This window comes from Stenotrophomonas sp. YJH_SMC_20, from assembly GCF_059367845.1.
The window spans coordinates 1-12,030 of the sequence record NZ_JCAFRG010000004.1 but is presented as its reverse complement, the minus strand read 5'-3'; the positions used below and the strand labels follow the sequence as shown (position 1 = coordinate 12,030).

The 12,030-nt window shown below is 67.8% G+C and carries 11 protein-coding genes and 1 rRNA gene; 6 read left to right on the top strand and 6 right to left on the bottom strand.

The features are described 5' to 3' along the window. Positions 1–25: 25 nt before the first annotated feature. Complete coding sequence (gene glyQ, locus AC5P6A_RS08445) at positions 26–937, bottom strand: glycine--tRNA ligase subunit alpha (RefSeq protein ID WP_019661767.1); 912 nt, start codon at positions 935–937, stop codon at positions 26–28. A gap of 83 nt (positions 938–1,020) precedes the next feature. Between glyQ and AC5P6A_RS08440 the strand changes: the two genes are divergently transcribed. The 3 genes from AC5P6A_RS08440 to AC5P6A_RS08430 are packed head-to-tail and all read left to right on the top strand — an operon-like array spanning position 1,021 to position 4,535. After that, a complete protein-coding gene (locus AC5P6A_RS08440; protein WP_227844910.1) occupies positions 1,021–2,856 on the top strand; it encodes a GspE/PulE family protein in 1,836 nt (611 codons plus the stop codon). Then, on the top strand, positions 2,828–3,574 hold the full coding sequence (locus tag AC5P6A_RS08435; RefSeq protein ID WP_134732171.1) for a glutamine amidotransferase: 747 nt from the start codon (positions 2,828–2,830) through the stop codon (positions 3,572–3,574). Before AC5P6A_RS08440 ends, AC5P6A_RS08435 begins: the two co-directional genes overlap by 29 nt. A gap of 49 nt (positions 3,575–3,623) precedes the next feature. Continuing rightward, a complete protein-coding gene (locus AC5P6A_RS08430) occupies positions 3,624–4,535 on the top strand; it encodes a BPSS1780 family membrane protein (protein ID WP_019661770.1) in 912 nt (303 codons plus the stop codon). A 107-nt stretch (positions 4,536–4,642) separates the two neighbouring features. Here AC5P6A_RS08430 and tatC read toward each other — a convergent pair whose 3' ends face one another. The 4 genes from tatC to AC5P6A_RS08410 form a co-directional block, all read right to left on the bottom strand. Next, positions 4,643–5,392, bottom strand: a complete 750-nt coding sequence (tatC, locus tag AC5P6A_RS08425; RefSeq protein ID WP_049403616.1) for a twin-arginine translocase subunit TatC — start codon at positions 5,390–5,392, stop codon at positions 4,643–4,645. Next, entirely contained in the window at positions 5,389–5,850 is a 462-nt protein-coding gene (tatB, locus tag AC5P6A_RS08420; protein ID WP_019661771.1) for a Sec-independent protein translocase protein TatB, read from the bottom strand. The genes tatC and tatB overlap by 4 nt, the downstream gene beginning before the upstream one ends. A 15-nt stretch (positions 5,851–5,865) precedes the next feature. Then, positions 5,866–6,093, bottom strand: coding sequence for a Sec-independent protein translocase subunit TatA (gene tatA / locus AC5P6A_RS08415; protein WP_295567652.1), 228 nt, complete (start codon positions 6,091–6,093; stop codon positions 5,866–5,868). A 75-nt stretch (positions 6,094–6,168) separates the two neighbouring features. Then, a complete protein-coding gene (locus AC5P6A_RS08410; protein WP_019661773.1) occupies positions 6,169–7,059 on the bottom strand; it encodes a lipid-binding SYLF domain-containing protein in 891 nt (296 codons plus the stop codon). A gap of 165 nt (positions 7,060–7,224) precedes the next feature. On the opposite strand from AC5P6A_RS08410, the gene hemH reads away from it, so the two are divergent. The 3 genes from hemH (at position 7,225) to AC5P6A_RS08395 (ending at position 11,434) form a co-directional block, all read left to right on the top strand. Further along, positions 7,225–8,187, top strand: coding sequence for a ferrochelatase (gene hemH, locus AC5P6A_RS08405; RefSeq protein WP_019661774.1), 963 nt, complete (start codon positions 7,225–7,227; stop codon positions 8,185–8,187). After that, entirely contained in the window at positions 8,184–9,038 is an 855-nt protein-coding gene (locus tag AC5P6A_RS08400) for an alpha/beta fold hydrolase (protein WP_019661775.1), read from the top strand. The genes hemH and AC5P6A_RS08400 overlap by 4 nt, the downstream gene beginning before the upstream one ends. Positions 9,039–9,328: 290 nt before the next feature. Then, on the top strand, positions 9,329–11,434 hold the full coding sequence (locus tag AC5P6A_RS08395) for a methyl-accepting chemotaxis protein (RefSeq protein ID WP_021204699.1): 2,106 nt from the start codon (positions 9,329–9,331) through the stop codon (positions 11,432–11,434). A 478-nt stretch (positions 11,435–11,912) separates the two neighbouring features. On the opposite strand, the gene rrf is transcribed toward AC5P6A_RS08395, so the two are convergent. Next, positions 11,913–12,027 (bottom strand): 5S ribosomal RNA (gene rrf, locus AC5P6A_RS08390). Positions 12,028–12,030 lie beyond the last annotated feature (3 nt).

Below are 12,030 nucleotides of genomic sequence, written 5' to 3'. Positions count from 1 at the left end.
CGGAGTAAGGGGGAGAGCGCGGCCTTCAGGCCTTCTTCGCGCCCGGGAAGCCCAGCTTCTCGCGCTGTTCGTAATACGCCTTGGCCACCGCCTGGGCCAGTGCGCGCACCCGCAGGATGTAGCGCTGGCGCTCGGTCACGCTGATCGCGCGGCGCGCATCGAGCAGGTTGAAGGTGTGGCTGGCCTTCATCACCTGCTCGTAGGCCGGCAGCGGCAGGCCTACTTCCACCAGCTTCTGCGCTTCGCGCTCGCAGGCGTCGAAACGGTGGAACATTTCTTCCACGTCGGCGTATTCGAAGTTGTAGGTGCTCTGCTCCACCTCGTTCTGGTGGTAGACGTCGCCGTAGGTCACCGGCTGGCCGTCCGGGCCGTAGGTCCAGACCAGGTCGTAGACGTTGTCGCAGTTCTGCAGGTACATGCACAGGCGCTCGAGACCATAGGTGATCTCGCCCAGCACCGGGCGGCATTCCAGGCCACCGGCCTGCTGGAAGTAGGTGAACTGGGTCACTTCCATGCCGTTGAGCCAGACTTCCCAGCCCAGGCCCCACGCGCCCAGCGTCGGCGATTCCCAGTTGTCCTCGACGAAGCGCAGGTCGTGCACCAGCGGATCGATGCCCAGTGCCTTCAGCGAATCCAGGTACAGCTGCTGGATGTTGTCCGGCGCCGGCTTCATCGCCACCTGGTACTGGTAGTAGCGCTGCAGGCGGTTCGGGTTCTCACCGTAACGGCCATCGGTCGGGCGCCGCGACGGCTGCACGTAGGCCGCATTCCAGCTTTCCGGACCGATCGCACGCAGGAAGGTGGCCGGGTGGAAGGTACCGGCGCCCACCTCCAGGTCGAGCGGCTGGATGAGCACGCAGCCCTGCTGGGCCCAGAACTGGTTCAGGGTCTGGATCAGGCCCTGGAAGGTGATCGGAACGGTCGGGGTCGCGGACATGCGTACGAGTCTTGGCCGGCAAGGGGGTGCGCTAGTATAACGGCCGACCTGCGGGGCATTCCGTACCCGGGAGGAGCAGGCAGATGGAACATCGGCTGCCGGCAGGCACGCCCGGCGAGGCGGGCGGCGTCCCGCTGCCCTGGGGACGGCTGCATTTCGAGCAGATTGCCGCGGCTCTGGTCGCCGATGACCTGGTGGCCGAGCAGGACCGCGAGCGCATGCGGTTTTCCGCGCAGGGCGCGCGCAACGCCAGTGAAGTGCATCCGCTGGTACTGCTGTCCAACCTCAAGCTGGCCGCCACGGGCGGCGGCGAACTGACCCTGGAACGCCTGACCGAGTGGCTGGCGCAGCGCACCGGCAGCCGTTACCTGCGCATCGACCCGACCCGGGTGGACGTCGCTGCGGTGACCGCGCTGGTGTCGCATGCCTACGCCCGCCGCCATCGCTTCCTGCCGCTGGCGGTGGATGCCGAGCGCGTGCTGGTAGCCACCAGCGAGCCGCTGGTGCAGGAATGGCGCCGCGACCTGCAGCACCTGACCCGCCGCCGCATCGAGCTGGCAGTGGTCAACCCGCTGGACCTGCACCGCTACACCATGGAGTTCTACGGGGTGACGCGTTCGGTGCGCGGTGCCCGCGGCGACGTGCGCGGCGAGGCCAGCACCACGCTGCCCAGCTTCGAGCAGCTGGTCGAGCTGGGCCGCACCGGCGACGTCAATGCCGACGACCAGCACATCGTGCACATCGTCGACTGGCTGCTGCAGTACGCCTACGAACAGCGCGCCTCGGACATCCATCTGGAGCCGCGTCGCGAGATGGGCCGCATGCGCTTCCGCATCGACGGCGTGCTGCACAAGGTGTTCGAGGTGCCGCCAGCGGTGATGACCGCGGTGGTCAGCCGTATCAAGGTGCTCGGCCGCATGGACCTGGCCGAGCGGCGGCGCCCGCAGGATGGACGCATCAAGACCCGCTCGCCGGGTGGCCGCGAGGTCGAGATGCGCCTGTCGACCATGCCCACCGCCTTCGGCGAGAAGTGCGTGATGCGCATCTTCGACCCGGATGCTGCGTTCAAGAGCATCGACCAGCTCGGTTTCAGCCCGCAGGAGGCCGCCGGCTGGAATGCGCTGGTCGAGCGGCCGCACGGCATCGTGCTGGTCACCGGTCCAACCGGTTCGGGCAAGACCACCACCCTGTATTCCACGCTGAAGCGGCTGGCCACGCCGGACGTGAACGTGTGCACGGTGGAGGACCCGATCGAGATGATCGCGCCGGAGTTCAACCAGATGCAGGTGCAGGCCAACATCGACCTGGACTTCGCCAGCGGCGTGCGCACCCTGCTGCGGCAGGACCCGGACATCATCATGATCGGCGAGATCCGCGACCTGGAGACCGCGCAGATGGCGGTCCAGGCTTCGCTGACCGGCCACCTGGTGCTGTCCACCCTGCATACCAACGACGCGCCCTCGGCGGTCACCCGCCTGCTCGACCTGGGCGTGCCGCACTACCTGCTCGCCAGCACCCTCAACGGCATCCTCGCCCAGCGCCTGGTGCGCACGCTGTGCCCGCACTGCAAGCAGCCGCACACCCTTGGTGCTGCCGACTGGGCGGTGCTGGCTGATAGCGATGGCGCATATCCAGATGCCGCCACGCCCTGTCGGCCGGTTGGCTGCCTGGAGTGCCGGCGCACCGGATTCCTTGGCCGCATCGGCCTGTATGAGTTGCTGCCATTGGGCTCGCGGCTGCGCGGGCAGATCCGCGCCGACATGGATCTGGCCGGTTTCAGCCGTGCCGCACGTGCTGAAGGGCTGCGGACCCTGCGCCAGGCCGGGCTTGAAAAGGTGGCGCAGGGGCTGACTACAATCGAGGAAGTCCTGTCAGTACTGCCGCCCCCGGATGAATCCAGCCCCGTTCCTGATCGTTGAAACCGGCCGACCGGTGCCGCCGCTGCGCCGCTATGGGCGCTTTCCACACTGGATTCGCGTCGCCGCCGGACTGGAAGAACACGAGACGGTGGTGGTCGATGTCGAACACGGTGATGCCCTGCCCGATCCGCATGCCTTTGCTGGCGTGCTGGTGACCGGCTCGGCCGCCTTCGTCACCGACCACGCCGACTGGAGCGAGCGCAGCGCCGCATGGCTGCGCCAGACTGCCCACGCCGGTCTGCCAGTGTTCGGCATCTGCTATGGCCATCAGTTGCTGGCCCATGCGCTGGGGGGCGAGGTGGCCTACAACCCGGCTGGCCGCGAGTCCGGCACGATCGAACTGGAACTGCAGCCGCAGGCGGCACAGGACCCGTTGTTCCAGGGCCTGCCGCAGCATTTCGCCGCCCACGCCACCCACCTGCAGACCGTGCTGCGTGCGCCCGAGGGTGCCCAGGTGCTGGCACGCTCGCCGCTGGATGGCTGCCATGCATTCCGCTGGGGCCGCCACGCCTGGGGGGTGCAGTTCCATCCGGAATTCGCCACCCACCACATGCGCGGCTACGTGCGTGCCCGCGCCGACTGCATCGGTCGCCACGGCGGCTGCGCCCGCACCATCGAGCGCGCAGTCAGCGCCGCGCCGCTGGCCCGCCAGCTGTTGCGCCGTTTCGTGCGCCAGGCGCGGCTGTCTTCAGCCCAGCCGATGGCAAAACAGGGATAATCGGCGGCACGGGCAGCCGCCCGGCCCCTCCTGTCCCTCCCGGATGTCCATGAAAGAGATTCGCAAGCTGCCGGCTTCGGCGGGCGCCCAGTGGTTGCTGGATACGTTCTCCCTGTACCGGCGTGCGCCGCTGCAGCTGGCCCGGATCGGCCTGGCCTGGCTGCTGGTGAGCTGGCTGGTCACCCTGTTGTCCACGCTGATTCCCGGCGCGGCAGGCATGGCCGTGCAGCTGATGACCCTGGCCATCTCGCCGATCATGTTCGGCGGCATGCTCTACGCCGTGGGCGAGATCGACGAAGGCCGCCCGGGCCTGGCCTCGCACTTGCTGCAGCCGATCCGCGACCACCGCGTCAGCCACCTGCTGGTGCCGCTGGCGATCCAGGTGCTGGCGGTACTGCTGCTGGGCGCGCTGCTGTTCATGATGATCGGTCGCGAGGGCTTCACCGCCTTCAGCGAGGTCATGACCAAGATGGAAGAGATCAGCCGCAGTGGCCAGCAGATCAAGCCGGACGATGCCGCCGCGCTGGTCGCCAACCTGCCGGCAAAGCGCATTGCGCTGTGGATGCTGCTGGTGTTCCTGAGCGCGGTGGCGCTGTCGCTGGCGATGTTCACCCAGCCGGCACTGGTGGTGTTCGACAAGCAGAGCGGCATGCACGCGCTGCGCCTGAGCCTGCAGGGCTGCATCGAGAACATCGGCGCGATGATCGTGTTCGCCGCACTCGGCCTGATCGCCGCGTTCTGCATGTACATCCTGTTCGTGATCGTGATCCAGATCGCGATGCTGATCGGCGGCCCGCTGGCCGCCGCCTTCATCGCCCAGCTGGTGCTGACCACGGTGCTGATGCCGCTGTATGTCGGCGCGGTCTACGCCGCGTGGAAACAGATGTTCGTGCACCGCGGCAGCCGCGCGGCGCCGCCGATCCCGACCACGCCGACCTCCAGCGACGTGTTCCACGCCTGACCAGAACGCAGGTAGATCCACGCCATGCGTGGATAGAAAAGGGGACGGAGGGGATTAAGTCGTTTTTGCCTTTAACGACATAATCCCCTCCGTCCCCTTTTTGTCTTTCAGGCGGCGGGCTTCTTCACTACCGACGACGGCACCAGCCAGCGTGCGGCGTGGATGCCCAGCTCGTACAGCAGGCACATCGGAATCGCCAGCATCAGCTGCGACACCACGTCCGGCGGGGTCAGCACCGCCGCCAGCACGAAGATGCCGACGATCGCGTAGCCGCGGCCTTCCTTGAACTGCTGCGGCGTCACCCAGCCCAGCAGCACCAGGATCACCATCGCCACCGGCAGTTCGAAACTGCCACCAAAGGCGAAGAAGATCGCCAGCACGAAGTCCAGATAGGCATTCGCATCCGGTGTGATTGCGATCACGTCCGGGCTGAAGGTGGTGAGGAAGTGGAACACCGCCGGCAGCACCAGGAAGTAGGCGAAGGCGCAGCCGATGTAGAACAGCAGCACCGACGACACCAGCAGCGGTACGGCCAGGCGTTTCTCACGCGCGTACAGGCCCGGGGCAACAAACGCCCACAACTGGTACAGCAGCCACGGCACCGCCACGAACAGGGCGACGAAGAAGGTCAGCTTCAGCGGGGCGAAGAAGGCGCCGGCCGGGTTGGTGGCGATCATCGTCTGCCCGTTCGGCAGCTGCGACACCAGCGGTTCGGCCAGTGCGTTGTACAGCTTCTGGGTAAACGGCAGCAGCGCCAGCAGCACCACGCCCAGGCCCAGCAATGCGCGCACCAGGCGGCCGCGCAGTTCCACCAGATGCTCGACCAGCGAGCTTTCGCCGAAATCCTGTTCACTCATGGCTGGCGCTCCGTGCTCTGCGGCGGCGGTGTCGCGGCTGCTTCAGCGGGCGCGTCTGCAGCCGCCCCGGCAACGGCGCCAGCCTGGGCCGGTGGGTCCACGCCGGGCTGGGCAATCATGTGCGGCGGCAGATCGGCCTGCGCCGGTGCTCGCACTTCCTGCGCCAGATCGTCGCCCTGCTGCCGCGCCTGCTGGGCCTGGCGACGGAGCGCTTCGCCACTGGCGCGCAGCTGGTTCTCGGTGTCCTGCATGCCTTGGCGCACGTCCTGCATCTGCCGCTTGATCTCCTCGGCGTGCAGTTCGCGCTCCAGTTCCTGTTTCACCGAATCCCACTGGTTGCGGGCACGACGCACCCACAGGCCGGCGAAGCGGGCCGCCTTGGGCAGGCGCTCGGGACCGAGCACCACCAGAGCGACCACGGCAATCACCAGCAGTTCGCTGAAGCCGATATCGAACACCGCGACCGCTCCGGATCAGCGTGGGTTGCGGTCGTGCTCGTCCTGCGCGGTGCGCGAGGCATCCTGGCTGCGCGACTCGTCGCCCAGCTGCGCGTTCGGCTTGTCGTCGTCGCGCATGCCCTTCTTGAATTCCTTGACTGCCGAGCCGAGGTCCTTGGCGCCACTGGTCAGGCGCTTGGTGCCGAACACCAGCAGGACGATGGCCAGCACGACCAACCAATGCCAGATGCTGAAACTGCCCATAAAGACGCTCGTTACGTTAGTGATCAGGCTGTCGAGCATAGCGCACCGGCTGTAAGCCGGCGCGCGTGACGAAAGTCAGTTCCCGCCCAGCGTTTCCGTGCGGATTTCGCCGTCATTGACCGGCTGGAAGCCCTGCTGCTGCGGTGGCGGGGTCTGCGGCACGTTCTGCAGCGGCGCCGTGGTGGCTTCCGCCGGGGCGGCCGGTGCTGCCTGAACAGGCGCCGGCGCAACCGCCGGGGCCGCTGCCGGACGCGGTGCGCTGCCGTTGCCGCTGCGGTTGCTGCGTGCAGCGTAGGTGGCCTCTTCCAGGCGGTCACGGAAGGCCACCACATCCATCGACGGCGAACCGGCAGCGCGGCCTTCGAAGATCATGCGCGGCGTGGTGTTGCTGCCGTAGGCATCCAGATTGGCGGCATCATCGATCTGCAGCACCGCACCATCCAGCGCGACGCCGGCAAACAGGCCGCGCGCGCGCGACCAGGACCAGATCTCGGCCTTCAGCTGGCCGTCGGTGGCAGCGGCGGCATTGCGGCCGACCGGGCCGGCGGCGACACCGGCATCGGCGCCCAGCGTGAACTTGCCATTGACCAGGTTGTCCAGGCTGCGGTCGTTGCGGAACACCAGCACCACGTCCGAGGACTGCACGCCGGCCTGGAAGCCGATGCTGCCGCCGGTCAGCTTCACGAACACCGGATTGGACCAGGCGCCGTTGGGCATGCGCACCGACATCAGGCCGTGGCCACGACGACCACCAATGACCAGACCGGCCTTGATCGTGTCGGGAATGACGATGACCGCGCGGCCTTCGTCGAGCAGTTTGTCCGGAATGCCCTGTTCGGGGATTTCCTGGATTTCAGCAAGCACGCGCACGGCATTGCGCGCACGCTGGTCTTCCTGCGGTCCGGCCATGGCCTGGCTGGACAGCAGGCTGGCGGCGATCAGCAGGGCTTGGATCGGGCGACGCATGGCAGGCTCCAGAAGTCAGTCCATAGGAAGATATAGCAAGTGACTGAAATTAGTAGCGTTGTCATGAATCCCCAATGAGCGTTCCCTGCTCACATTGATGCGCGCTATGCCTGCAATCCGAACCCTGCATCCCGGCACGGCGCCGGATCGGCGACAATACCGCCCATGCTCGACGCACCCGATACCGCCGTGCTGGCGGTCAACCTAGGCACGCCCGAGACGCCGACGGCCCCCGCCGTACGCCGTTACCTGGCCGAATTCCTGTCCGACCGCCGCGTGGTCGCGATCCCGCCACTGCTGTGGCAGCCGCTGCTGCGCGGACTGATCCTGCCCCTGCGCAGCAGTCGTTCGGCGGCCAAGTACGCCCAGGTCTGGCTGCCCGACGGCTCACCGCTGATGGTGCATACACGCCAGCTGGCGCAGGCCATGCAGGCCCTGTTGCCGACCCTGACAGTGCGCCATGCGATGCGTTACGGCGAACCGGCGCTGGCCAGCGAGCTCGACCGCCTGGCAGCCGACGGCGCGCGCCGCATCGTGGTGCTGCCGCTGTACCCGCAGTACTCCACCACCACCACCGCCTCGGTCGAAGACCGCGTCGATGCGTGGCAGCGCCGCAACCCAGGCGTAACCGTCAGCCTGGTGCGCGATTACTCGGTCGATCCAGGCTGGGTCGAGGCCGTGGCCGGATCGATCCGCCGCTACTGGGAGCAGCACGGTCGCGGCCGGAAACTGATGTTCTCCTTCCATGGCATCCCACAGCGCCTGGCCGACGCGGGCGACCCGTATCCGCAGCGCTGCGAGGCAAGCGCGCAGGCCATCGCCCACGCACTGGGCCTGGGCAGGGACGACTGGCAGATGGGTTACCAGTCGCGCTTCGGCCGCGAGCGCTGGCTGCAGCCGTATGCCGAGCCCAGCCTGTGGGCGCTGGCCGAATCCGGCGTGAAGCAGATCGACGTGGTCTGCCCGGGCTTTGCCACCGATTGCCTGGAAACGCTGGAGGAAGTGGCGCTGGGCTTCACCGAGACGCTGGCCGAGCGTGGCGCGACGATGCGCTACATCCCCTGCCTCAACGCCGATCCGGAACACGCTCGCGCCCTGGCGCGGCTGGCCGTGGCCTCGCTGGCATGAGTCTGCAGCCGTTTGAACTGGAGGTCGGTGGCGCGCGCGTCGCCGGCCTGCGCAATCACGGCGACGGCCCGCGCGTGCTGGCCCTGCATGGCTGGCTCGACAATGCGGCCAGCTTCGTGCCGCTGGCGCCGCACCTGTCGCCGTTGCAGCTGGTGGCCATCGACCTGCCCGGGCATGGCCACAGCGCGCACCTGCCGGCCGGTGCCAGCTACACCACGGCCGCCGCGATCTGCCACGTACTCGATGTCGCCGACGCGCTGGGCTGGGACCGCTTCAGCCTGCTCGGTCATTCAATGGGCGCCGGCATCGCCAGTCTCACCGCCTCGGTCAGCGACCGCGTGGAGCGGCTGGTGGCGATCGAAGCACTGGGCGGCCTGCGTGGCCCCGAGGAAGAAACGGCCAACCGTCTGCGTGAACATGTAAACGCCACGCGGGGACTGGCACGCAAGCAGTTGCGCGTGTTCCCTGACCTGGCCGCGCCGATCCGTGCGCGGATGATGACCAACCAGCTCAGCGAAGGATGCGCGCGGCTGCTGGTCGAGCGGGGCGTGGAACCGGTCGAGGGCGGCTACCGCTGGTGCAGCGATCCGCGGCTGATGCTGCCCACCGCGATCCGCCTCAGCGAAGGCCAGATCGACAACCTGCTGCAGGCCATCGCCTGCCCGACGCAGGTAATCTATGCCACGCCTGCGCAGTCCTACTACCCCGAGCCGATGCGCAGCGAGCGCCTGCAGCACCTGCGCAACGGGCGGCTGGCGGTGTTTCCCGGCAACCATCACCTGCACATGGAAAACCCGGAACAGATCGCAGACGTGATCCTGCACTTCTTCAGCAACGACAACGCCGGCTGAGTCGCGGCGTTCGCGCACTTCACTCCGCGCAGTTGCGGCCGATACATCAGTTGCGGGCCCCTGCGCCCGCCGCACGCGGACCCGGTCGGGCCTGCGGCGTGTGTCTGGTCCTGCAAGGAAGTCCGCATGCCCGCTCTGCTGCACCGTCATCCACAGGATGTGGCCACGGTGCCCCGTCTGCGCGTCGCTGATCGCGTCGCATTCCCCGAATTCCCGGCACCCGCCCTCGTCACGCCCTGCTGCGTGCGTTGCGGCGTGGCCGTTGTCTTTAGCTGACCCAGGAGTCGCCGATGTCCGTTGCATCCTCCCGTCCCCCTGATACCGCCCGCCTGCCGCATCTGCAGCAGCTCGCGCGCCGCGCTGACCGCCGCCTGCTGATCGGCAGCGGGATATTGGCTATGGCTGCCCTGGTGCTGGCGCTGCGTGGGCCGCAGGCACAAGCCGCCGCGTTGGCGGCCGTCGCCGTATTGCCAGCCGCGTGGTTGGGCGGCCCCCAGGCGGGCCGGGCCGTCGCCCGCAACGGTCTGGCGTTGCTGTTGTCGCTGCAGCTGGCCGTGTTGTGCGCGATCATCAGCCTGTCACCGGCATTGCCGATTGCCCTGCTGCTGGGCGTGCTGCTGGGCCACCGTGATCGCCTTCCGGTGTGGCTGGCCGGTGGCGTCGGTACGCTCTCCCTGCTGGCACCGCTGCTGGACGGTACTGCGCTGTGGCCGGCGCTGCTGCAGGCCGCGATGCTGGCCGGCCTGACCCTGTTCCTTGGCCAGGTCGCACTGCGGCTCCGCCAGCAGACCGAAGCACTCGGCCACGGTCCCCGCCGGCTGGCCGCGCTGGCGCGCGACATCGCCACCGGCGCCGATCTTGGTGCACATGCTGACACCACCGCCTACGCACCAGGTTCGCTGGCCCATGCGCTGGCCGACACCGCACGCCATGTGCAGGCCCAGCGTGGACGCGAAGCGGAGGCACACGCCGAGAACGCGCAGATCCGCCAGGCCCTCGATGCCTCGCGCACCGCGATGATGATTGCCGACAACGATCACGTGATCCGCTACGTGAACCGCTCGGTGGTGGCCCTGCTGCGTAACCAGCAGGCAACGTTGCGCCAGGCCTTCCCCGATTTCGATGCCGAGCGCCTGGTCGGTAGCAGCATCCATCGCTTCCACGCCAACCCGGACCGGATCCGCGCCATCCTCAATGGCCTGCAGGTCAGCCACAACGGCAAGGTACAGATCGGCCCGGTGCACTTCGCACAGGTGGTTACTCCGGTCTTCGACGCACAGGGCGTGCGCCTGGGCTTCGCCGTGGAGTGGCATGACCGTACCCATGAGCTCGCGTTGGAGAACGCCGTCGCCGGCATCGTCGCGGCCGCCGCCGCCGGCGACCTCGACCAGCGCCTGCAGGCAACCGAAGGTGCCAGCTTCCTCGATGGCCTCACCGGTGGCATCAACCAGTTGCTGGATACGTTGGGCAGTACGGTTGACGAGGTGCGGCAGATGCTCTCGGCGCTGGCCAGCGGCGATCTCGATCGACGCATGCATGGTGAGTATCACGGCGCATTTGCCGCGATCCAGCGCGATGCCAACGCCACCGCCGGCCAGCTGGCGCGCATGGTGGGCCGTATCCAGCAGTGCGCGTCCTCGATCAGCACCGCTGCGAGCGAAATCGCTGCGGGCAATGGCGCGCTGTCCGAGCGCAGCGAGCGCCAGGCAGCGCACCTGCAGGAAACCGCCGCTTCGATGGAAGAGCTGACCGCCACCGTGCGCCAGAACGCTGCCCATGCGCGCGAGGCGAGCCAGCTGGCGATCACCACCCAGAGCGCCGCCAGCGACGGCAACGTCGCCATGCAGCGGGTCGTCGACACCATGCAGGCGATCGAGGGTGCCTCGAAGCGGATCGGCGACATCACTGGCGTGATCGATGGCATCGCCTTCCAGACCAATATCCTCGCGCTCAACGCGGCAGTGGAGGCCGCCCGTGCCGGCGAGCAGGGCCGCGGCTTCGCGGTGGTGGCCAGCGAGGTGCGCGTGCTGGCGCAGCGCTCCGCCGCCGCCGCACAGGAAATCAAGAAGCTGATCGATGAGGCGGGTCGCCAGGTGGGCGAAGGTGCCCAGCTGGTGGCCGATGCGGGCCAGCGGATGCAGGGCATTGTCGGGGGCGTTGAGAATGTCAGCCACCTGATGCACGAGATTTCGGCGGCCTCTCAGGAGCAGTCGGTTGGCATCGAGCAGATCAACCAGACCGTGGTGCAGATGGATCAGGCCACGCAGCAGAACGCGGCGCTGGTGGAGGAGGCCACCGCTGCCGCACGTGAGCTGCAGTCGCAGGCTGGGACGCTGACTGAAGCGGTGTCGGTCTTCCGCCAGCAGGAAGCACACGAGGTCCCGCGGGCCGCCTGATCAGGGTCTGCCAAGCGAGTGGATGAGGACGGCGCCCGCAGGGCGCCGTCTTTTTATGCGTGACCTGCCCCTGGTAGTGCCGGCCGCTGGCCGGCAACCGATTGCTGTGTGGGCCTGCTGTTGGTGGCGGCCAACCTTGGTTGGCACCGCTGCTCCTCGCAGGGGGTATCCACGCATGGCGTGGATCTACCGGGCGATGTAATGCCATCGGGTTGCCGGCCAGCGGCCGGCACTACCCGGTGTTTACCGCGCACAAAGTTGCCGGCCGCTGGCCGGCAAACGACCGCTGTGTGCGCCTGCTGTTGGTAGCGGCCAACCTTGGTTGGCGCCGCTGTTCCTCGCAGGGGGATCCACGGATGGCGTGGATCTACCGGGCGATGTAACGCCATCGGGTTGCCGGCCAGCGGCCGGCACTACCGGCGTTTGCTACGCACAAAGAAAAACCCCGCTGCGTGAGCAGCGGGGTTTTGGGTGTAAACCCTGGCGATGACCTACTCTCGCATGGCTTGAGCCACACTACCATCGGCGCAGCTGCGTTTCACTTCCGAGTTCGGGATGGGATCGGGTGGTTCCACAGCGCTAATTTCACCAGGGAG